We start from the raw sequence: 24750 nt of genomic DNA, 5'->3' as shown, positions 1-24750 counted from the left end.
GATTCTTTATTTTTATAAGAAACAATGTGATACAATTAGAATGTTACATTAACACCAAACATTACTGTACGTGGCAATGGATACAAACCTAAATCAACACCTGAAGACCATGCATCTGGGCCATAACCAACCTCAGGATCCATACCGTCGTATTTTGTAAATGTATAAAGGTTGTTGACAGACATGTATACTTTAGCTGCCTTCATCCATTCGATATCTCTGATTAAACGATCGAATTTATAACCTACAGTTAAATTGTTAATTCGCAGATAATCTGCATCGTGCATGTAAATATCCGATATCAAATTCGTATTGGCATTACTATTATAGGTTAATCGTGGTAAACGATTAGAAGTACCTTCTCCGTGCCAGCGACCAAATATTTGTGTTGTGTAGTTTTGATCCAACTGATCGGCAAACGAACGATACGATTGCATAACCTGCTGACCAAATTTACCTGCTAAAGTAGTGTTGACAAATACCCCTTTATACTCTGCATTAAGCTGAATACCCAATTCGAAATCAGGAAGAGGAGAACCTAGCATCACTCTATCATCATCATTGATAACACCATCACCATTTTGGTCAACAAAGTTCACATCACCTGGTTGGCGTGGAGTATCAGCCTCAGTTTCGACAACGATAGGTGCACCGTCTGCATTCACATAGTTGTCAACATCTGTTTGGTTTTGGAAAATTCCATTTGTTTCATATCCATAGAAGAAACCGATTGGATTACCAATTTGAACACGAGCAATATCAGAGGTTCCTTGTGACAATACAGAACCAGAGCCAAAAATAATACCTTCGGCATTGGCCAGTTTAGTTACGGTGTTTTTATTGTAAGCACCAGTAACTGTTGCTCCATATTTGAAATCACCCACATTATCATTCCAGGTTAACATTAATTCAAAACCTTTATTCTCAACATCACCACCATTAATAAATGGAGCGCCAGCACCAAAGGTTCCTAAAATAGGTGCATCAACTAACCAATCTTTGGTTGTTTTCATGTACCAGTCAAAAGTAAAACCTAAACGTGAGTCTAACCAACGCGTATCAAAACCAATATTAATTTGTTCCGATGTTTCCCAAGTTACATCCGGGTTCGGTACATTGGCAGGAACTGCCGCTTGTTGGGGCACGTCTTTATTAGGACCGAAATAATAACCTTGATCTTTATAAGCTATATTAGAACTATAGACGAAATTACGGATATCCTGATTACCATTTTGTCCCCAACTTGCACGTAGCTTACCATACGTTAGAAAGTCAAAGTCTTGCATAAATGATTCTTCCGTAAAATTCCAACCTGCTGATACAGAAGGGAAGTAACCCCAACGATTGTCTTCAGCGAAATTAGAAGAACCATCTGCACGCATAGTAAAGTCGGCCATATACTTTTCATTAAAGTTATATGATAAACGTCCCATATACGACATTAAACCACCACCTTGTGCAGCCCAATCCTTACCCCATGTTCCTATTTCAGAAACTTGTTCAGGATTTTTTGTATTATCAATGTAAGCATACTTTGGATCACCAAAAAGTGTATTTCTCTTTGATCCACCTACATTCATATTCAATACATCTTCAACCATCTCCGTACCTACTAAGGCAGTAAAGCGATGACTATCAATATTGAAATCATAAGTCGCAGTGTTTGTCCAGGTATAACGCGTACCTTGATACATATCTTGTTGCGCTCCATCAACAGTATTTTGATACTGCGTTGCTAATTCATAAGTTGGTGACCATGAGCGACTGTTGCCGAACCATGCGTCAACACCAAAAGAAGAACGAATCTTTAACTTATCAATTGGTTCGAGTATAGCATAAACATTACCTACAATGTTATTGCCTTTGCCCCAGTTATAATTATGACGGTAATACATGGTTGCAATAGGGTTATGCTGCCCCATAGAGATACCTTCCAGAGTTGGTGCAAAACCACCTGTTCTATGGTTAATATCTTCATTATACCAATTTACAGGCATCAGTGGATTAGTAACCAATGCATTATGCAGATCATTCCAATATATATTCCCTGTTGCCACAGAGCGATTCTCAATATTGGTATAGGTGAAATTTTCTCCTACCGTCAGTAAATTACCGCTATTCCTCTTCAAAACAACAAACTCAGTGTTCAATCGTCCTGTTATACGCTTATAACCGGCATCTGTAATATCACCACCAAGCATACCTGTCTGGTCAAAATAGGAGAATCCTGCCGAATATGTTACATCTTCTGAAGCACCTGTAATATTAACCGAGTGACTTTCAATAGGTGCATTCTCCTGAGTCATTTCGTCAATCCAGTTCGTACCTTTCCAACCATTTTGAAGTTGATCCCATACATCTTGGCCATACTCTGTTCCTAAACTACCAGGAAAAGTTTCACCCATATAGGTATTGCCATTCACAATCTTGTCTTGCCAGTCGAATGGTGCCAATCGCTCATTTGAGCGAGCCTCATCCATAATGTACATATACTCTTGAGCATTAAGCACAGGTAAAGTTTTATATACATTTTGTACACCATAATACCCGTCATAAGAGACTGTAGCCTTCTGGCCTTTTTTACCTTTTCTTGTAGTTACTAAAATAACTCCATTGGCTGCACGTGAACCATAAATTGCAGCCGATGCTGCATCCTTTAACACATCAATGGATTCGATATCTGACGGGTTCAAATAATCAATACCACCACCAACAGCTACTCCATCAACAATATATAATGGTGAAGCATTTTCAATTGTACCTGCTCCACGAATAGTTACACGTGTTCCTGCTCCAGGAGCACCATTACTTCTTGTAATATTAACACCAGCAGCAAGACCTTGTAATGCTTCCATAGCACTACCGGTATTCAATTCCGCTAAGGCTTCACCTTTAACATTTGCATTAGCTCCGGTTACCAAGGCTTTTTTCTGCACTCCATAACCAACAACAACTACCTCATCTAGATCGGTAGCATCTTCTTCAAGAGCTATATTAATGGTTTCTGATGTAACCGTTACCTCTTGTGGAACCATACCAATAAATGAAAAAACCAACACATCGCCTTGGCTTGACATTAATTGAAATTGTCCATCAACATTTGTTACAGTTCCGGTAGTTGTACCTTTAACAACCACACTAACACCTGGCAATGGTAAACCATCAGCGGCGTCTGTTACCGTACCTGTAACAGTTAGATTTTGCGCCTGACTTGTTAAAGCCAGTAAAAAGAGAAAAATCCCTAGTACATGTTTCATAATAAATGGATTTTAAATTATTTGTTGGCACAAACCTAAATCCAATTGTTAACGAATACTAATTAACAACACTCACAAAACACTCACAAAACTACACTTACCACCTCATTTTAACCTCACGCAATAAATTACAATTACCTGCATATCAACTTATTATATTTTTCATTTTTCACATAAACAACAAACAAAACACCTCACTTTAGCCAATAGTTGAAAATTACATTCAATAAGCATTTTTTAACACTTAGAAGCCAAAAGGGAAATCCCACCGAATGGCTCATAGATTTGAATTATGACGATTATATTACGAAACAAACCTTAATTTCGATTGCAGATCACAAAGCTCTTAATTTACATTCGACGTTGATCATAGTAATTTCAAAATTTATGAAGACTCACATTGAAACACACTTGGTATGGCTTTGTAATGAAAAGGACGATTTCTTGAAGATTGCAAAACAAAGAGATCCAGTTTTGACCTACAATCTATAAAGTTAATAGTAATTGTGCCTTTTAATACGCCCCCTCAACACGGCAATTCGTACTTAAGATTCTACCACTTTGTGGTTGTTATTAAAAAGATATATATCATACCCCCTGCATCCCTTGCAGGTTTATTAATATTAGATCCTTTTCAGGATTTATCACCAACAACCACAGCGTGGTTGAATAAGAATAACCCCAGATAAAATCTGGGGCAAATTAAAATTCTCAATTATAGAATCCTAAAGGGATTGCCGTAGTACCCTCAACAAGCAGCTAACACAATCAACTGTGTATACAAATAAAATTATAGGAACTTGAAAGGGAGGTGACGACCATTAATCCATTCATAGAACAACACTAAATTTCTCCAATATACTTTGACAGGTCATCTCCCTGAAGTAAACCCAGTTTTTGCCTAAGCTTATAGCGATTATTCTCAACGGAGCGAGTGCTAATATTCATCAATGAAGCAATTTCTTTTGAAGCCATGCCCATTCTTATATAGGCGCATAACTTTTTATCTCTATCATTTAAATCGTTATGCTCTTCTACCAATCGATTTAAGAAAGTTAAATGCACTTTCTCAAACTGAGATTCAAACATCTGCCAATTGCTTTCATTGTCAATATCCTTTCCAATTTTTCGCACCAGATTATCAATCTTGCGATCTGACTCATCAGGAGATTTAATGCGTTTAATACGCTTAAGCTGGCTTTGCAGTTCGCTTAGAAGGTCGTTTTTTTGAATGATGTGTACTGTTAAGCCGGCTAACTCCTGCTCTTTAAACTTCATCTCACTACGCAATTTATCATTACGCATTTTAATCACCTCTTTCTCTGCCCTTAAAGCATCATTGGTCAATTGCTCTTCTTTTTCTTGAAAATGCTTACGAGCCTTGAGTTTTTCCTTTTGCTTACTAACTTCTATCCGCCTGTTAAAGGTATAAGAAACAACTCCTGCAATTAATAGAATAAGAACCAAGTAGGCTATTTTGGCATACATATGACGATGCCATGGGGGCAGCACTTCAAAGGAGAAAACGAGTGGCTTTGATTGCACCCCGTAGCGATTCCGGGCTTTAACTGTAAAGTCATAAGTCCCTTCCCTTAATTTAGTAAACTGCCTACTTGCGGCTCTACTCCACTCACTATACTTTTCATCAACAGAAGACATGTGTGTCGAATACTCCATCTCTTTATCTCCATAGAATGCGGCGGCATATTCAAACTCAAATAAGTTGTTTCGGAATGTATAACTCGGCACTTCTAATTGAGGATTATCATCATTGCTTGTTTGATGAAAAACATATGGAACACTATCACTTCGCCCTGTAAAAGATCTTAGGTGGACCTTAAATGGGATTCGAAAATTATAATAGTCTTTCATCACATAATGTGCAAAGCCATCCTCTATTCCAAAAAACACATTCTCCCGATCATAAACAAAAACCGATTCAAAACTGGTTACCAGTTTTCTTTCCAGGGGAATAAAGGGAAGGGTTATTTTTTTGTAGGTACCATCTTCCAAATACCTTAACACCTCAACAAAATCGGTATAAAGCAACCATAAGTTTTTATATTGATCTTCCTGGATAGTAGACGGAAAAACTCTTGTTGAAAAAAAATGATCCAATGCTTCATAGGGCTCTATATCACCATCAGCTCCAACGGTAAACAAACCAGCACTACCCACTATCACCATGCGCTTGTGAAATTTACTAACCGTAAGAGAACTGCTACCCGAAAAATCACTCATGGCATAGGTATGCACTTGGTCAACACGGCTGTAATCCTGAGAGAAATCCAAACAAAAAATCCCCTTATAACCATGCGACACCCATAAGCGCCCCTGCTCATCCCATTGCATAAACCGAGAGGATTCATTAAACCCATCTATATGCTGCTTAAACACCCATTTTCCATTAATGTTTTCGAAAAGAATTAAGCCATTATAAGTGCCTGAAATTAAAAAATTCTCTTCTCCCACCACGGGTAAGAAATTCCAAACTCCATTGACAGACGATGGAGTTATTAGCTTCCCTTCGTCGCCATCGACAGCATAAACACCATTGTTATGACCACATAACAATTGACCTCCCGCTTGAAATAAGCTCCAAACCTGCCCATCGGTTCCTTTAACACGAGTAAAGTCATCCCTATCTTTTAGCGGATTATTAAAACCCTCATCATCAATTTTAAATAAAGCCTGGTTGGTACCAAAATACCAATCGTTCCTATAACGTTCTTGTACATAGCCTGTGCCTAAATTATAATAGCCTGTAAGAAATGAAACGTTGCTATTCAAACTAACACGAGCAATACCGTTATCTAAGCCACACCAAACTCCACCTTCTTTATCCACAAATACACTTAGTACGGTATTATTCACTAAGCCTTTGTCCTTATCAATTGCCATAACTAAATGACCATTATTATCCACCACAATTAAGCCATTCTGAATGGTTCCAAACAACAATAAGTCATCATTATATCGGGCACCACAAAACACATTGGCTTTTTTAAGCAATTGATTAACATCTTCGCGCCAAGGCTTTACCTGGTTCAAATCCCAAACAAAACACCCATCATTCATTGTACTTATTAACAACTCCCTATTTGAAAGAGATATAATTGAAGTCACATTCTTCTCGGCAAAAAAATCACCTCCTGAAATAGGATAAACATCCTTCCCACGCACCTCCATCAGTCCCTCTTGCTCATCATCCACCAAAAGCATTTCGTTCACCAAAAAACAAGTCGTAAACCGGGAAATACTAGGAATAGTTTTAATCACCTTATCGTCCTTCAAAAGCACCAATGCCGCTTCGGTATGAATAACAACCAAATCGCCCCATTCATGAACGGTCCAAACGTCACCCAAATCTTTAACCTCATCAGTACTAACTAAGGAACTATAGGAAAATTGATGCAGGGAATCATATTCAAAATACCCAAAATCGTTATGGGTACCTATGTAAATTCGTTCCCCAATGCATTTTACACTACGAACAACCCCAGTTCCCATTTCACGGTGGCTTAGCCACTGCGAACCATCATACTCCACCAATCCATCATTATTAGCAAAATACATCAAATCGCTTTCGCTTTGAGATATTTTCCAATTTTGAGTGGCCGCACCATACTGACGGCGGTTAAAATATTCAATTTCGGGAATACCGAGCTTTTGAGCGTAGACATCTACAATAGAAATACTTGACAGGCAAATTAGTACGAACCAGAATAATAGATAATTCCTCATAGTGCAATAATGGTAATGACAATTCTAAAATAGGAAAAATAGCCTCGTAAACAAAAAGCGACTCTGTATCGGAAGATAGTCTTGCTTAGCACGAATACGGATGTCATCGCTTAGAGCTATGAAATCCGTAAGCAGACCCAATACTGGCGAATTTGAATTTAATATGTATTAATACACACCCAGTTCCCCTATGCTTGTTGCATACTCAATTCCCCTATGTGCATTATTGGCATCTTTCTCAATACCCCCTGACAAACCTATAATGCGGATTCCTTTAGTAGTTATCGACTCAAATTCAATGTAATAATCCTGATATGCAGGTTTTAGCCATTGCGAATTATCAATATTCAAATCAGGAGACATGGTAAATTTCTCTAACTTCACCCATTTGCCATTTTTAAGGTACTCCACGTCGAAGGTTGTAAACCAGCCATAAAACTCATTTGGCTTACCGTTATTATAAATCAAACTTGAAATAAGTTGCTCATCCTGCCATGTGTAGCCATAGTAATCGATTTCACGCCTTTGATTCCCCTTTAAACTCATGTAACTTGTGCCAACATCTCCATCGCGTATTACCGCAATTTGATCATCAATGGAATTTTGATTAAACACCATACCATTTGCTCCATAAGCCATATTTTCAGCCAGGACATGTAATTCAACATCAATGCGTCTTTCCTGAAGCTTATCGCGCGCGATGATGGCAAAACGGTATACCCCCGATTCAGTTGGTGTACCAAGCAATGCATTATCAGTTAATTGAATTCCATCTGGTAATTGTCCATCAATAGTAATATCTATATCTGCATCCTTTCGACCTGTATGAATGGGATAATAAAAATACTCTGATTTCTTTAAAGGCATTTTTGGTATGGCATTTAACTCAAATGGGGCTGAAAAAACAGCCTTAGTTGGTACTGAATAAAAAGCTTCACCATCCTTTTCAAACCTTTGACCTCCATGCGCAAGAATAATCTTTTCTCCTTGTACGGCTGTTCGTTTCGACAACTCACGAATCGTAATATCTGAAAGTCCTTCGCGGGTAATCATTTTATAAGAATCATTAAATGGTAAATCCCAATCAACATCATCCAATGGAAACATTAGCTCTTTGGGTATACTCTCAAACCCATTCACAATACCTAATAATCCACACATTGTTGCCGCCTGATTATCAGCATCCATACCAAAAGCACATGCATAATCCAAGGTATTCTGAAAATCACCTTGCCCATAAAGCAGAGCCATAATACCAAGGGCACCATTTAGGGTTGCATCCACAGCAGCCCACGAATGCCGATTATAATCTTCAACTACATAATACTTTGCACATACATTTTTTCGTGCTTGCTGCCAATCGTTAGGGTATTGACCGTACTGATTTTTCACAAATTCAACCGCATTAACAAAATGACTCTTTGGCGACAGCGCCTGATTACCAATCTCAATCAAGCGATTTATATCTTTTTCGAAGAATGCAGCACTATACATGGCAGCGTAATGAAGCGTGGGCTCCAGACCAAAGTCATTACTTGTAATACGCGCAGCAAATTCTGACTTGGCAACAGCATAATCAACCATACCTGGTGCTGTAACAGCCCATATTTCATTAACCAGTTGCGGATCAATCTGAAACCATTCACTATTAAAATCTTTATGCCCCGTTATTGGTGGATAATGCCCTGCATGCATCAAGGTCACAGCCATTCGGTTCGCAAACCAAACGCGCTCCTTAACATGCGCCTTCCATGCTTCTGCCAAATGAAAATAAATGGGTTCTATTCCATTCTTTTCCATTTGAGTCAAATACATATATTCTATATCCGTATCATCGTCTGAATAAGCACCATTATGCTCTCTTAAATCGGCCAATGTAAAACCATAACCATAAGGAAATACATCAGGACCTGGTTCATCAATAAACGTAAACTCATAACCTAAACCATAGGTATTGCCAATGATTTGTCCAATCCAGGAGGCATACACAGCATTCTCATAATCCTTGACCTTAATTAATTGTGCATCATTATCGTTTTTTTCGTGCTTACAAGCAATAAAAACTAATGCTAATAACAGCATTGAAGAAAATCGCATCATGGTATTGAATTTAATAATGTTTAACAAATATTTTATTAGAACATCTTTATGCATTTAAAATCGATCAACACAAAAATGAAGCTCACTCCTTGAACCTTCTTTAATTGCTTATCAAAACTCACTAATAGCTATATATTATATCAGCATTTGTGAATCTAATTATGAGTCACACTTCATCATACTATAAACAATTAGACAAGAACTCAAATAGCTTATATCAGAAGTACACACCCAATATAGTACCCACACAAGGATAATACATTTATCACTTTTACAGTACTAATATGTAGTTTTAAACACCTCATATTTACCTCACTTTCACTCATCCTTACCTCATCACACCTTGTAGTAGGCTTAAAGAGAGACCGAGATATTGTAGGTTTACCGTTAGATGCAATAACAAACTTTAAATACAACAATATGCGAATAAGTATTTCAATTCTCTTAAGCTATTTACTAATGGCTTGCACACCTAACCAGAAAGCAGATAAAAATGAAGCACCTCAAACATTAACATACTCAATAAAAGGAAAGGTTGTTAATGTTTATGTCACAACTCAAGCGAACAACGATCGCTTATCACCTAAAAGCAAACTTAGTTTTAGCCAAGCAAGCCAACCTTTGGAATCGGAAGTAGCCATATTTGTCAATCCAAATAAACAGTTCCAGTCCTTCATCGGTATTGGAGGTGCCATCACCGATGCTTCAGCAGAAGTATACAACAAGCTATCTGCCAATAAGCAAAAAGCACTGATGAATGCCTACTATGGTAAAGGAGGAATTGATTACACCTTATTGCGAACAACCATTCACAGTTGCGACTTTGCAAGCGAAAGTTACACCTACATTGAAGAGGGAGATAAAGCACTGAATACCTTCTCCATAGAGCGGGATAAAAAAGAACGTATTCCCATGATTAAAGAAGCGATGGCACAAGCCAGCGATCCATTGCTATTTTATGTTAGTCCATGGAGTCCACCTGCATTTATGAAAGGCAAGAAACACATGCTACAAGGAGGAAAACTTTTACCTGAGTATTATCAATCGTGGGCCAGCTATTATGCAAAATTCATAAAAGCTTATGAGGCAGAGGGCATGCCAGTTTGGGGCTTAACCATACAGAATGAACCAATGGCTGTTCAAACATGGGAATCGTGCGTTTACACGGCCGAGGAAGAGCGTAATTTCCTGAAAAATTACTTAGGGCCAACTCTTGAAAAAGAAGGCTTAGGAGACAAAAACATTGTGGTGTGGGATCATAATCGTGATCTGATTCCCCATCGTGCCAACACCATCTTTGGTGACCCGGAGGCAGCAAAATATGCATGGGGAATAGGATTTCACTGGTATGAGCGTTGGGCTGGCGGTCAGTCAATGTGGCGCAATTTACGCAATGTCAAAGAGTCCTACCCAGATAAGCAATTACTTTTTACAGAAGGATGCATCGAAGCTTTTGACGAAACACAATACCAACGATGGTCCAATGCCGAACGCTATGGCACATCGATGATTAACGACTTCAACTGCGGAACAGCAGGTTGGACTGACTGGAATATCTTATTAGATCACACCGGCGGACCTAACCATGTGGGCAACTTCTGCTTTGCGCCCATCCATGCAGACACAAGAACGGATCAACTCATATTAACACCGTCGTACTATTATATTGGTCACTTCTCAAAGTTCATACGACCTGGTGCCAAACGAGTGAGTACAACAACTAGCCGTAGCCATATGAACAGCACTTCATTCCTTAATACCGATGGTTCGATGATAACGGTTGTGATGAATAATACTGAAGAAGCCATCACCTATCACTTAATGGTTGGTGATCAATCGACAACAATCGATATCCCCGCTCACAGTATTCAATCACTGGTTTATTAATCAGCAATTAATGTTGTCCTAATTATTTTTATCAATTGGGCTATCCGCCCAAACCGGACTTACTTTTTGTTCTTGATCACAAAAACTAAGGAAAAAAGATCAAGGCTACTTTTTAAATAACTTTCTTATTTATCTCAAGCTTAAGTGCGGCTGGGCGATCTTCGAACAAGTTCTCAGCTACCCAGTCTCTCTAAAGCTTTTGATTAAACGTAAGCTATTTAAAAGAGAGGCCACAATGCAAGGCTCGAAAGCACCCAAACCTAGAAAAACTACATATAAACAACTTAATTTTAATCAATTCAATTCATTTCAAAAAAATCATTTAGGACGCGATTGATAAGAAATTATCAATACAAACAGGAGAGCCGGTTATGCCGGCTCTTTTTTATTGAATCAACTCTACATAGACACTATTGCTCATTTCCTCCCCCATCCTATCGGTAAAAGCAAGCCAGAAATGATAATCCTGAACATTGTAATTACCATCAAATTGCCAGTAGTACTTTTCATCATTCCGCATTGCTCCAGTGAATAAAAAATCGGACGACAAATAAGTTTTATGACGCATCATCACCAACAAATTATCATACGGTGAACCCTCACCCTTAACATACTTCCATTTTATTACAATGCCATTCACACCCTTCTCACCACCTACCTGTTGCGGCTTCACCAAAGGACCTTTACACAAAAGCGCTGTCTGATAATTAATTTCCATTTCATCGGCAAAGCCACTGGTTCCATTCAATAAATTATATGATTTTGCCAGGTTATACGCTCGCTTCTCTGATTGTGGATCAACAAACGTTCTTTTCAATAAGCGTTTAAATGGGCGAAGAAAATCATTGACTAACTCCATCTTTTTACGCTGATTTAATTGCAAAGGCGTTTTGGCATCCTTGATACCATCGGGCTTTGATCGTACAAAAGTCTGGCCATCTCTTTCATAAAAGATTAAACCACCAATTTTACCTTTTAGTCCTTTAAATAAAGGATTATCGATACGTGCCATAACAATACTATTATTTAGCTGGTCAGGGTATGGTCATCACTAAGGCAAGCACTAGGGTAAACCGAAGCAACAATGAGCATACTACCAATTATTAACTAATTAAATTTATAGTTTATTCGTCCCATTGTCAATTCATATTCGTTTTTTATCAAAGTTCTATCGAAGATGATATGTATTTAAAACGTAGTTTATTCCTATTCAATAGTAAGTAGACTATAATAGGATACATATATGATATGTATATAAGCTACCAGAACATAAGCTTTAAGCTACTCTGAACCCGGGCTTGGGCAGCTCCATGATATTTGCAATGATTATCTGAGTTGAGACTAATTGGACTATACACATGGTTTGTAACACAACAATTGCAATGCATGCAACAGACGCCCAATGCAGATTATAAAATCTGGCATTTTTTGCAAATCAAACAGTTGTTGCCAACATTTTAAGTGATAATAAAGAGCACATACACATAACTCCAAAGTTATTTGCAATTATCCCAACAACGGCACGACCAGCACCTGATTTTTCATTCGCACAAAAACAGCTATGCATCTACTTTTACACTATACATTACAGTTCCACACTGCCTGGCAGTGCTCTTACAACAGTCCGTGTATTTAAAAAGTAATAACAGCTTAAAAGTTTGCATCATGATTTTACTTATTCTCATCTTAGTCAAACTACTATCACCAGAACTAGCATCTGCAAAAGTAGTCAACACGTCATTATGTAATACTAATGACAACAATTGGGCCTTTGTGAAAGAAAAAAACAAGATAAAATTATATGAGCGGTGGATTACACTAAATGATTCACAAGCAGTACGAGAGCGTAAAGGAGAACTACTCACTACCTGCTCGTTTGACCTTGTTGAAAAGTACCTACGTAACTGTAACACGGCTAGCGAGTGGTTTATTGGTATCAAGTCTATTGATTCTTTTTCTGATAGCTCCCATCATCTCCTACGCATTAATATAGAGCTTCCTTGGCCATTTACCAATCGTGAACTAATCGCCCGGTACAGCTTTTTCAAAACAGATAGTAAGCACAGTGTCATCAAAGTCATGAGTACTAACAACTATCATCAACAAAAAAAGCAAAACAAGCATTATGAAGCATCGTGGACCATTGAACGAATCAGTGATGAGCTAACGAAAATTACTTTTAAAACTTTTTCTAATGAGGCTCCTAAGTTCCCTCAGTGGATTCAAGAGCCTGTCATCAAAAAAGTATTTACGAACAACCTCTTACGATTAAAGAAGCGCCTATCTGAACTATAAAGTCATTAATAAATTAACCATGTTTGACAAAACAGCCATTATAACGGGGGCCACAAGTGGACTTGGTAAAGCATTTGCGACCCAACTTGCAAAAAGGAACTGGAACCTATTCTTGACTGGGAGAAAACAAAACCTATTGGAGACGATTAAGGAGGAACTGGAAGGAAGCTACGACACGCATATTGCCACTTTCAAGGCCGATTTATGCAATCAGGCAGAACTGCGATCACTAATCTCCTCAATTGATAAGCTCTCCAATGTTGATATGTTGATAAATAATGCTGGCTTTGGTAATAGAAGTGATTTCTACGAAGACTCTTTTGATAAGCAAAGTCAAATGCTTCAGGTTCACATTACAGCAGCCTCGCGGATTATACACACGGTAGTGCCTAAAATGAAAAAACAGAAAAGTGGTTCGATCATCAACGTCGCATCCTTATGCGCCTACCTCCCTGCACCGTTAAGTTATTTTTACTGTTCTAGCAAAGCTTTCATAGCCAATCTATCGGAATGTATGTTTATCGACTTACACCCGTATGGAATTAAAATTCAGGCACTTTGCCCAGGGTTTATCAACACCAGTTTTCATTCGCGTATGGGCTTAAATAAAAATCACTCAAACCTTGAATCCAAACTACTGTGGATGAGCGATAAAGAAGTTGTATCCTATAGTCTCAGACATCTAAAATCAAACAAAGTCATCTGCATTCCAGGGATAGTCAACAAACTCATCGTCATGCTGTCGCGTGTCATCCCGCGCCCCTTCTATTACAAACTAACTAGCTATCAGGCGAAGAAAATAAATTCTAGTAGCGCACAAGTATGCTAAGTTAAAATCTGCAATCGCAGAAGTGAATTACCTTACACAGGTTAAGATAAGTGATAAAAACACCGTTTATTTAGTAACTATACCTACACAATTTGAATTTCAAGTGGTACTATTGCGTTAGCTACCCTTTAAAAACATTGCCATCAACCATCAAATTTCGACAACTCATGTAGCTCTTTAAATTGTTTAACCTTGGCATGTAGCTTATTAAAAAAACGATTACGCTCTTTCTCGGCAACCTGACTTATGAGATTCGATTTCGATATTAATGTTTGATGAAGACTGGCCACGTTATGGCAAAAATTATCATTTGAAGATGCCAAAAGTCCAAGCACATTATATGTAATATGAGCACTAGACTTGTTATCTTCTGATATAAATATAGAGTTATCGTTCAGCACTATTTCATTTTCGTAAAGAGTGTATGAGTTTTTAAGACCGTGCGGCTCATGGCCATATAGAAACTTCATACCTAATTCAGCCTGTTTCTGATTATGATATAACCATAGCTCAATACTGTTGAGCAATTGAAGCAAGTCATCCTTAGTATCAAAATAACCTGACACCCAATGGTATTCAATTTGTCTCAACAAAATAGTGAATGTGTCCTCATTCCAAATCTCGACTGTTGGTATTTGCAATGAAAGGGCGGCTATTTTCCGACATTTCTCAACTACATCAGGATCCATTTTATCCAAACTAAATGTTTTTCCATCTAATTTCTTCGAATGAAACAATGTTTTCTCCCAAAAATAAAACTTAAAAGATGCAATCTCCGGAAACTGAAAATATTGAAAGATAGGAGGATCCTTAGCGGCATAAATAATTTGCTTCTTTTGTGCTTTACAAATTAGCTTTAACCTGGCATAAATAAAATCAATCCATTGATGCTTATCAAATTGTTCTGGAGCAACACAAAAATGTTGAAAGGTAAGCAAGTTAAGCTCATTTTTCATAAGTAACTCCAAAGGACACTGGAAGTGCTTAATCAGTATCAATGCCTCATCGAGGGTTAAGGCCTTTTCCAGGCGCAGTCTTCTATATGTACTGTCATAACTCAGTTCAAGTAGTTCCGACACTTCATGCACCAGGCTTAGATTTACAGGTAATTGTTGCTTAATGTAATTAAATAAGGCTTTCTGTATTTCACCCTTGTCATCCATTGGTTTAAGTTACACCAATAAATACCTATTTTCAATTCTCACGCCCCTTATTCAGGGAAGTTATCACCTAAGTTGTGAGCATAGCTATTGGTTCGAACTTAATTATTGTTACCTCCACTATAGTGACGCCCTGCTTTTCTTATTATATCATTCAACAGTGTAAGTTAAAAGCAGCAATATTATTTACCTAATTTCCATGTTGCTATCGTATGACTTATACCAAAAAAAGTCCGGGAACCCAAATCCCGGACTAACACTCATCCTAACCCTATTCACCCAGAAAAACTGGAAATATCGTTATTCTGTTTCTTCAACAACTACTTCATCACCTTCATTTTCATCTGCTTCTTCCTCTTTTCGAAGTTGAACAATTTCCGCAGAATCAATAGCAGCCTCAATATCCAAAAGCATAATAAAGTTATCATTTCGAAAAACAACACCTGCTATATAATCTGAATCGTAACCCTTACCAACTTCTGGTACCGACTGTATTTGTTCCTTGTCAATTTCAATCACATCAACCACCTTATCGGCCATAGCTCCAATCACCTGCTCTACGCCACCAATGGTGAGATTAAGAACCATCACAACATGCTTCTCATTCTCGGCATACTCCTCAAGATCAAATTTTTTGCGGGTATTAACAACAGGTATTACATTACCCCTAAAATTAACTACGCCCTGTATTGTTTCAGGTGCTTTTGGAAGGGCAGTGATCGCATGTTCTTCACTGGTTTCAATAATTTCCAATACTTTTTCGACACCTATTGCAAACAATTCACCTTTTAAGCGAAATGTTAAATATGAGTTTATCTTCTTCATGCTTATACGTTTTATTTTTTTCCTTTTCTTATATTGTTACTAGCCCTACAATAGCAGTTAGAGACATCTTGCTTTTGACTAGAGCACTGTAATTCTGTCCGCTATTTATCTAATTCACTCGCGTACCTTGTAATATACCATTAGTCATTACGTTGTGGCGTACTTTATTTTTAACACCAACATGCCTGTTGTTGATACTAAAAAAACTAATGGCATCCTCCAGTTCGCCTGCTTGCACCGATAATTCTTCTGAACTACTTGCCATTTCTTCTGATGAAGAAGCATTTCGCTGGGTTATTTGACTCAACTGCTGAATGGCAGCATTAACCTGATGAGCGCCTGCCTCCTGCTCTCTGCCCCCTGCAGCTATCTCTTCTACCAATTGCGAGGTTTTTTTAATTTCGGGCACGATCGCGTTTAACTTTTCTGTGGAGCTTTGAGTTAAAACCAAGCCTTGTTCGGCCAGTTCAACAATATCATTGGCTGCTTGCTGACTACGCTCGGCTAGCTTACGAACTTCACCTGCCACTACAGCAAATCCTCGACCTTCTTCTCCTGCGCGTGCTGCCTCAACAGCTGCATTAATCGCTAGCAAGTCTGTTTTTTCGGCAATTTCTACAACTATGCCAATACGTTTAACAATATCTTGTACCGCTTGCATACTTTCATTGGAAGCTTGTGCCACCAACTCGATGTCACCACTGGCTTTGAGTGCAATATCACGTGTCTTAACTGCATTTTCGGTGTTCTGCTGAATATTAGCAGTCATTTCTTCCATCGACGAAGACACCTCTTCGGCATTAGCAGCCTGTTCATTTACTCCGCTTGATATATTTTGTGAACCTGCACTTAATTGCTCACTTGCCTGAGCCACATTACCAGCACCTGTCTGAATGGTACCAACTACACCTTTTAGTGTTTCCTTCATACTGGATAAAGAAGCAGCCAGACGACCAATTTCATCCTTTTGTTGAATATCTACATCCTGGTTTAAATCACCTTTCGCAATGGCCTCACTCACCCCAGCCACTTTCTCTAATCCTTTAGCTATATTAGAACTTATCCAGCTATTAATTAAAACAAATATAATTATGCCAATTACCAGAATTATCGCCAATACACTTCTCATGGCTCTAATACTTACCAATAAATCATCCTTAAACACCAAGGCACACACATAAGCCTCAATTGAAGTCATATACTTCGAATACAACAAAACATCTTTATCATCCCAATTTGATTCAATGCGAGACTGCAAGTTCTCATCACTCACAAGATGAGTGAACAGTGTACTTTTCTCTATATTTTCGCCTTCCTTTTCGGGATGAATTATCAGCTGTCCGTTCTTATCAACAATAAATGGATATCCTGTATGAAAAAACTCTTTTTCAGAAAGAATTGATTTAAGCTCGCTTAACTCCTTTTCTTTAACACCCACATATAAAATCCCCTTCACCTGCCCATCTACTTTTATTGGATGATAGGCAGTCAGATACCATTCGCCTACGACAAAAGCGCGTCCGGTGAAGGTTCTTCCTTTAGTGATTGCTTTTGAAACAGGTGAATCATTATCAATATAGGTTCCAGTAGCTCGTTTTCCATCCTTAGCTTTTACATTGGTTGATATACGCACATAACCATCGTTAAATTGCTGAAAGATTGTGGCGGTTCCTCCTACCTGCTTTTGAATCGCATCAACTATAGCATTAGATTCTTGAATAATATCTCCATTGACAGTCCAGGACGGTAAACCGATTGTTTTAGACTGTTGAGTTGATTGGTTAAGCACTCGCATGCTTAAAATGTTTGACTCATCAATACTTATTTCTCCCAGATTTTTGAAATACGATTCTGCAAAGCTCATGCTTAACTGAACTTTTTCTTGGTTTTGAACCACTTCACGCTCAATCAGCTGTAAAATATCGGTCGTTTGCTCACCCATACGTATATCAGCCTCCTCATTCAACTCCCGTTCCTGAATTGATAAGATGATAATACCCATCACCAAAATCAATACAGTCATGGCTAAACTTAAGCTATAGTTAAGCTTCTTTCTGATTTTTATATTATTCAAAAAATCCATTTGCCGTTCTTTATACTAATTAATAACTACCGTAATCATCCAAATTCTCCTGTGACATTTCTAACTCAATAATTGGCTTTTGAGCAGGGCGTTTAAGGCTTGTTCCCATTGCTTGAGGAGCAACTTTATTCCTCCCCTTATGAGCACTCTGCTGGAACGTGACATTATCGATCTTAAAAAACTGAGTAGCACCTTCAAGCTCTGTTGCTTGAACAGCTAATTCTTCAGAGCTACCCGCCATTTCTTCAGATGATGAGGCATTTTGCTGTGTTATTTGACTTAATTGCTGAATGGCCGCATTCACCTGGTTAGCTCCTGTTTCCTGTTCCCTTCCCGCTGAAGCAATTTCATCAACTAATTGCGATGTTTTTTGAATTTCCGGCAAGATATCATTTAACATCTTAGTTGATTCTTCAGTAAGAATAAGTCCATTCTCGGCCAATTCAACAATTTCATTCGCTGCCGTTTGACTGCGTTCGGCAAGTTTTCTTACTTCGGCAGCTACAACCGCAAAACCTCTTCCTTCGTCGCCTGCACGCGCTGCTTCAACAGCGGCATTAATGGCTAGCAGGTCAGTTTTTTCAGCTATCTCAACCACCATATTTATTTTCTTAACAATGTCCTGCACTGCTTTCATGCTATCGTTTGACGCAGTAGCTACTTGCTCCATAGCATTGGTAGCATTTAAGGCTATCGTACGTGTTTGCAAGGCGTTCTCAGTATTCTGCTGTATGTTAGCTGTCATTTCCTCCATGGACGATGACACTTCCTCGGCACTTGCTGCCTGCTCACTAACGCCATTTGATATTTGCTGCGAACCAGAACTCAACTGATCACTGGCAGTAGAAACATTAGCGGCACCCGTTTTTATATTTCCAACAATCTCACGTAATTGCAGAATCATACCTTTCAGGCTATTAGCCAATTCACCTATTTCGTCTTCCTGATCAACATCAACTTTTGCTGTTAAATCGCCTTGGGCTACTCGTTTTGCAAAATCAACAGATGCTTTCAATGGGTTAACAATACTGTTGGATATGAAGTAAGCAAGAACAATTGAAACGATAATCATAATGATACTAGCTACAATAATACCATAGCGTGTTATTGAAGCTTCCTCTTTCATCACCTCATCGGTCATGATGTATTCTTTCGACTCTTCAGAAATTTCATGAAATAAATCACCCATCCTTTTGAGGTGAACCATGGTTTCATCCTGATAAATGGCATTTGCTTCTTGCATACCATTCAAACCATCACCTACATGTGAGGTAAAATCGTTGAGGTGTGCTAATACATCATTTGTATTTTTTAAAATAGTTGATTCAAAATAGGTCTTTGCTTGATTATTTTGTCCATTTTGCTGGTAATTTTCAGCTAATTTAACAGAACTATGCAACTCACGATGTGCTGTATTTATGGCATCAACTTTAGATTGTAAATGCGGGTTCTCACGCATAAACGCTTTAAATTCGTCAGACTCAAGCCACTTTCCAAACTTGCACTGAGTTGGATCCTTCTGAACATTAATTTGAGCACTATTATTAATAAAGATATCATCTTTTACCTGATGCATCCAATTAATATGTGCCATTTGTGCTTCCGTTAAGGTAAGCGCCATCTGCCAATCCATCTGCTCAAATACTTCATTTATCTTGATAGCTGATTGATGCAAATGTATATGTGGCTGTTCAAACTCATCAAATTTACTTTTTAACTGCGGTGTTAATTCCTCTGCGTGTCTTCTTCCCTCACCATAGTACCACTTACCAAATTTACATTGATGATGATCGGTTTGCACATGTAACTCATGAACTTCGTCATTGGTCAATAAATTACTAACGTCTTGCGCCCAAAGTAAGTGATCAACATAACGCTCGTCTAATTCTGCACGCAATTGATTACCTGCTATAACTACATCAGCATCAGCCACTATATCGCTTATTCCTTTGATAGACCAGCCTGCAGCAGCGATTAATAATATGACTATGACTCCAAATGAGACAAAGAATTTCTTCCCTAGTTTAATATTTTTCCATTTCATGGGGTATCGGATTTGTTGTTTTTAAAAGTTTGTTTTTTATGTATGTAAAATTCTGATATTAACAAGAATAAAACACCATACTTTTACCCTAAAAACAATAACCCAAAAGGGGGGTTTGCAACAAAGATTTACTATTAATTAAACACTTAGCGAATATAATTATCATCTACAGCATCAAATACGGCCTGTAGCATTGAGCAGTTTTTATGCTAATACAAAACAGTGTAACACCCATGCTCGCACAACACAACATCAAATAAATTCTGGTTACAATTGTAGGATTCCCTAGTGCATTGCTTACAATTTCACTAATCGATTATTCAATATCTTCTCCCATTATCTCTACAAGAATGTCATTTGTAATTCTAACAAGGTCAAATAACCACAATTTGCCGTCAATCAGATGGAGCACACCTAATCTGCTAATTCAATTTTTACCACCTTATTCAAAACAATTTTAGTAATCATATGGGCGGTATTACGGGAATCTGTTTTTTTAACAAGTATAGCACGACACCTTTCCACAGACTTTATGCTAATAGACAATCGCTCTGCTATTTGGCTGTTTGTATCACCCTGGCATATATATTGTAAAATACTTTTCTCTCTTTCACTTATTTCAGCATTATCAGTTTGTGCTGTATCATCATTTGACATTAAGTCACGTAACACATTCTGACAAAAGTAGACTCCTCCTTTGGACACTTCATTAATGGCTTTGAATAGTTCATCGAGGTTTACATCCTTATTCAAAAAGCCTTTAACACCGCTGCATATCATTTGGTGGTAGTCACTTTTATCACTTAATAAGGTTAGAGCAATAATTCGCAAATGGGGGTGCAGGATTAAGGCATTGGATATGGCCTCTTTTCCATCCATCACCGGCATTATCACATCCATAAGTACCACATCGGGTATATGATTCTTTAACTCAATTAAAAACTCCAAGCCGTTACTACATTCGAAAACAAGCTCCATGTCATCATGAGCGTTGATAATACTAACTATGCCTTTCCTAAAAAGTGGCTGATCCTCAACAACGGCGATTTTAATTTTTCTGTTCATCGTTTTGTATGTCATTTCGTTTAGCATTATTTTCGCTTATCTGATTACCTTGTTCCAATGCTGCTTGACGCCTGTTCTTAATTAGCTTTGCTTTCTGTTTCGCCAAATCTGTATTGGATTCCTTTTCCAAAGTCAATCGTTGCTTCATCCAATCATCGAAAATTATTTTTTCATGTTCATTTTCTGTTACAAACTGATGGTGCAAAAACTTTTCGTAAGACACAGCCTCATTTTGAAGGCGCATAAAGCGGTAATCGTAAGCACTTTTATTACTGATAAGCTTAAAAAGAACCGGAGCTGTTTCAATGATTATAAACAATAGGCTTATCAACCACTTAGCCATAAGCATGGATTTGTTTGAATGCCCTATTTCACTCAAAGCTAAGAGACGTGCTGCCAAGCCATTATTATCTTCGTTTTTATCGATTAGGGCTTGTAATCTTCTCTGGTACGCTTTCTGTGTTTCTTCAACCTTTAGTTCCAGCTGTTTAATTCTTTCCCTATCAACCTTATTCAAGGCTTCTGAATCTTTCGCATATGCTGTTGCTTGCTTAAGTAAGCGTTCATACTCTTGTTTCTTTTCTCTAAAAATAGGGCCACTACCTCGTTGACCTGAACCACCCGAACCATCTAACTCTTGCAGGTATAGCGCGTAAGCCCTTTCTGCTTTATCTTGCAACAAATCATGCTTTGCAATCCGCTGATTAATTTGTTCATTTAAGTCCTCTTTTTGACGACTTACACCCAAAAGTTGTACAGATTTTAAACTATCAACATGAATCTGTTGCTGGTTACTTAACATCAATATTTTTTGCTCAATGCTTGTTTCAATTTCTCTTTCAAAAAGTTTTAATTCAATGGGTGTTGCAATTACCAAGCCCAATACAATTGCCATTAACAAACGTGGCAGCACCTTTAAAAATCTGCTTAGTGGCTTTTGGCTTTCACTGAACTGCATAGTACTAATAATGTACCTATCCAAGTTAAATATGAGTGCGCCCCAAAAAACACCAAGCACACATGCTATACCAATGCTTTGAAAAGTTGTGTAAAAAGCATAACCTCCGGCTAATGCCGCCATTAGGGCTGTAAACAATACAGTGCCTCCAATGCCCACATACTTGTTTTTATCTATTTCAACCTGATGCAATAAACGCAGGTCGGCTCCTGAAGACCAAAGAATAAAATGATAAATACACTTAAAAAAAGCGCTCATGATTTTTTTTGGTAAATATCTTAAACAATTCAAAAGATGGTACAGCCCAAAACCACTATTCACGCCCCCCTTTTTGTACCGTTTTCTTATTCTTAAAACAAGACACCTCTTAGCGATCCAAAGTAAAACTCATTTTAATTTTGCAAAAATTATTGAACCTATAGAACTAAACAATAAAATATAATGAGCATATATTTTGCTTTTAGTATTCTATTATTTTTTTTGGATAGGTGTCAATTTAAAGTCACCTAGCAAAATATCATTCCTTCAATACTTCATATACACCGCTTACACTTAAGTGTGAACAATGCACTATCCAACAATTACACAAGCATAAGAAATTAATCATTTAGAAGGCTTACCCCCCCAATTCAACAACCCTTTTGTGGGGGAGCACAAACCCCCTTTTGTACAAATAAGACAGTTACAAATACCGTTTTTTACAAGTATTGTTCTAGCTACCATTGTAGTAAATTATTTTGCCTTCCCTCAGCATTGTATAACAGCAAAACACACCATTATGAAAAACAATTTATTGCAGTCATTTCTAAGCTTTCATTTAAAAAACGAATCGTTTGCACTTGGGGTTAATAGGGTACTTGAGATAATTGAAGTATCGGATGAGCAATCCATCACCTATTTACCCAAGTCCCCAGAAACAATTGAAGGAGTAGTCAACTTCAGAGGTCAGGTTATTCCGGTTGTTAACATGCGATTAAAATTTGACATGGAAGCTCACACTACCTCCGATAAGTATGTCATCATGGTATTGAACCTTAACATTAATGGTACTGAGCAAGTAATTGGTGCCATGGCCGATAAGGTAGTTGATGTGTTAGAGATAGCAGAGGAAGATATTCAGGATGTACCAGAAGTAGGACAAGGAATTAATTCGGAGTTTATTCAAGGACTTGTACATCGGGATAAGCAATTTATCATGTTACTCGACATTGAAAAGGCTATTAATAGTGAAGAAATTATTCAGCTAAAGGATAGCCTAGAAGAAGAAGAAGAAACAATACCAAATCAAATACATGTTTAATGGACCGCTCTCATTTTAATAATAGAGCCACAATGAATACTATGGCAATGCGAATGTTGCCATTATTGTTAGTATTCACCAGTTGTACTCAACTAGCCCTTTGCCAATTAGAAGATGCCTTTTCATTTGAGGCGTCGTACGTTAGCGATTACGTTAATAGTTCAAAAAGTGCTATTGAAAATGCCAACGCCTATATGGGCATGATTGATTTAGCTACCAGCTTTGATACCAAAGCTGCCAGGTTATGGTCAGGTGGAGAATTTTATTTTCACCTTGAAAACACTCACGGAGCAACGGCCTCGGCTGATTTGGTAGGTGATTTACAAGTATTTTCTAATATTGATAATGGCGACTACACCTATTTATATCAATTATGGTACAAACACACCTGGCGTCGTTTTTCTATAACAGTCGGCAATCACGACTTAAATTCAACATTTGTAGCCAGCGATTATGCTAGTGAGTATATTAACAGCTCATTTGGCATTATGCCATCCGTTTCAATGAATGTGATGGTCTCAATCTTTCCTAAGCCATGCCTTGGGTCAATCATAGAGTATCAATTATCGGATGCAACAAATATAAAAGCAGCTGTGTACGAGGGGGATCCTCTTTCACTCGATGATGAGCCCTACAATACCAGTTTTTCGATTAATAAGGATGGTGGGTATTTATCAATTGGGGAGTTTTCATATTCTGTTTCACTATTAGAGAAACTGGAAGGCACTTATCGAGTGGGAGGCTACTATCACAGTAACTATTTCATCGATATGGCGAAGCCGACCTTGGAACACAAAGGGAATTACGGCCTATATTTTATTGCCGACCAACTATTAAGTAAAATAACTACTGGTAGAAGTAGCCTTGGTATGTTTGTGAAATTTGGGCTGGCTCCAGAAGACAGAAATGAGTATCCGTTTTTTGCCGCGGCCGGACTAAACTTGTATGCACCCTTTAGCAAACGACAAGATGACTCCATTGGCTTAGCTCTGGCTTCTTTATCAATTAACAAGCAGTTAGTTGGCCATAACAAACCCTACCAACATAATTACGAGCAAGTAATCGAGTGTTTTTACAAAGCAACTATTAGCCAAAACATTGTCATACAGCCCGAGGTACAGTACATTATTAATCCGGGAGCCATGGCTAGTAACAATAACACAGCCATAGGGCTTATCAGAACGTATATCAACTTTTAGCACA

15 protein-coding genes are annotated in these 24750 nt (G+C 38.0%); 5 read left to right on the top strand and 10 right to left on the bottom strand.

All coding sequences use genetic code 11. The annotated features are described in order from the left end of the window. Window positions 1–35 precede the first annotated feature (35 nt). The 3 genes from FNN09_RS03465 to FNN09_RS03455 all read right to left on the bottom strand — a co-directional run bounded on the left by FNN09_RS03465 (window position 36) and on the right by FNN09_RS03455 (window position 9101). On the bottom strand, window positions 36–3257 hold the full coding sequence (locus FNN09_RS03465; RefSeq protein WP_143300090.1) for a TonB-dependent receptor: 3222 nt from the start codon (window positions 3255–3257) through the stop codon (window positions 36–38). An 843-nt stretch (window positions 3258–4100) separates the two neighbouring features. After that, complete coding sequence (locus tag FNN09_RS03460) at window positions 4101–7001, bottom strand: LuxR C-terminal-related transcriptional regulator (RefSeq protein ID WP_143300089.1); 2901 nt, start codon at window positions 6999–7001, stop codon at window positions 4101–4103. Between the two features lie 168 nt (window positions 7002–7169). Next, window positions 7170–9101 (bottom strand): ADP-ribosylglycohydrolase family protein, encoded by a 1932-nt coding sequence (locus FNN09_RS03455; RefSeq protein ID WP_185968840.1) that lies wholly within the window; start codon window positions 9099–9101, stop codon window positions 7170–7172. A 420-nt stretch (window positions 9102–9521) separates the two neighbouring features. Between FNN09_RS03455 and FNN09_RS03450 the strand changes: the two genes are divergently transcribed. Beyond that, a complete protein-coding gene (locus FNN09_RS03450) occupies window positions 9522–10988 on the top strand; it encodes a glycoside hydrolase family 30 beta sandwich domain-containing protein (RefSeq protein ID WP_143300087.1) in 1467 nt (488 codons plus the stop codon). 385 nt (window positions 10989–11373) lie between these two features. Here the strand turns inward: FNN09_RS03450 and FNN09_RS03445 are convergent, their stop codons facing one another. Then, complete coding sequence (locus FNN09_RS03445; protein WP_143300086.1) at window positions 11374–12000, bottom strand: DUF6266 family protein; 627 nt, start codon at window positions 11998–12000, stop codon at window positions 11374–11376. A gap of 653 nt (window positions 12001–12653) precedes the next feature. On the opposite strand from FNN09_RS03445, the gene FNN09_RS03440 reads away from it, so the two are divergent. Next, window positions 12654–13283 carry a hypothetical protein gene (locus tag FNN09_RS03440; RefSeq protein ID WP_143300085.1) on the top strand — a complete coding sequence of 210 codons (630 nt, stop codon included), beginning with the start codon at window positions 12654–12656 and terminating at the stop codon, window positions 13281–13283. A 19-nt stretch (window positions 13284–13302) separates the two neighbouring features. After that, a complete protein-coding gene (locus tag FNN09_RS03435) occupies window positions 13303–14112 on the top strand; it encodes an SDR family oxidoreductase (RefSeq protein ID WP_143300084.1) in 810 nt (269 codons plus the stop codon). A gap of 143 nt (window positions 14113–14255) precedes the next feature. On the opposite strand, the gene FNN09_RS03430 is transcribed toward FNN09_RS03435, so the two are convergent. The 6 genes from FNN09_RS03430 to FNN09_RS03405 form a co-directional block, all read right to left on the bottom strand. After that, window positions 14256–15275, bottom strand: coding sequence for a hypothetical protein (locus tag FNN09_RS03430; RefSeq protein ID WP_143300083.1), 1020 nt, complete (start codon window positions 15273–15275; stop codon window positions 14256–14258). Window positions 15276–15572: 297 nt separating this feature from the next. Beyond that, window positions 15573–16097 carry a chemotaxis protein CheW gene (locus FNN09_RS03425; protein ID WP_143300082.1) on the bottom strand — a complete coding sequence of 175 codons (525 nt, stop codon included), beginning with the start codon at window positions 16095–16097 and terminating at the stop codon, window positions 15573–15575. A gap of 109 nt (window positions 16098–16206) precedes the next feature. Next, window positions 16207–18180 carry a Cache 3/Cache 2 fusion domain-containing protein gene (locus FNN09_RS03420; RefSeq protein WP_143300081.1) on the bottom strand — a complete coding sequence of 658 codons (1974 nt, stop codon included), beginning with the start codon at window positions 18178–18180 and terminating at the stop codon, window positions 16207–16209. Window positions 18181–18199: 19 nt separating this feature from the next. Further along, entirely contained in the window at window positions 18200–20224 is a 2025-nt protein-coding gene (locus FNN09_RS03415; RefSeq protein ID WP_143300080.1) for a methyl-accepting chemotaxis protein, read from the bottom strand. A gap of 414 nt (window positions 20225–20638) precedes the next feature. Then, the gene (locus FNN09_RS03410; protein ID WP_185968839.1) at window positions 20639–21289 is read right to left on the bottom strand and encodes a response regulator transcription factor; all 651 of its coding nucleotides are present in this window, start codon (window positions 21287–21289) and stop codon (window positions 20639–20641) included. Beyond that, window positions 21273–22505 carry a DUF4407 domain-containing protein gene (locus tag FNN09_RS03405; protein ID WP_143300078.1) on the bottom strand — a complete coding sequence of 411 codons (1233 nt, stop codon included), beginning with the start codon at window positions 22503–22505 and terminating at the stop codon, window positions 21273–21275. Before FNN09_RS03405 ends, FNN09_RS03410 begins: the two co-directional genes overlap by 17 nt. A gap of 520 nt (window positions 22506–23025) precedes the next feature. Here FNN09_RS03405 and FNN09_RS03400 point away from each other — a divergent pair. Both FNN09_RS03400 and FNN09_RS03395 read left to right on the top strand, forming a co-directional pair. Then, window positions 23026–23547 carry a chemotaxis protein CheW gene (locus FNN09_RS03400; protein WP_143300077.1) on the top strand — a complete coding sequence of 174 codons (522 nt, stop codon included), beginning with the start codon at window positions 23026–23028 and terminating at the stop codon, window positions 23545–23547. Between the two features lie 32 nt (window positions 23548–23579). Then, entirely contained in the window at window positions 23580–24746 is a 1167-nt protein-coding gene (locus tag FNN09_RS03395; protein ID WP_185968838.1) for a carbohydrate porin, read from the top strand. Window positions 24747–24750 lie beyond the last annotated feature (4 nt).

Source organism: Carboxylicivirga sp. M1479, assembly GCF_007097485.1.
Taxonomy (GTDB): domain Bacteria; phylum Bacteroidota; class Bacteroidia; order Bacteroidales; family Marinilabiliaceae; genus Carboxylicivirga.
Note: the sequence above shows the minus strand (reverse complement) of the source record. Positions and strands in the feature narration are given on the sequence as shown.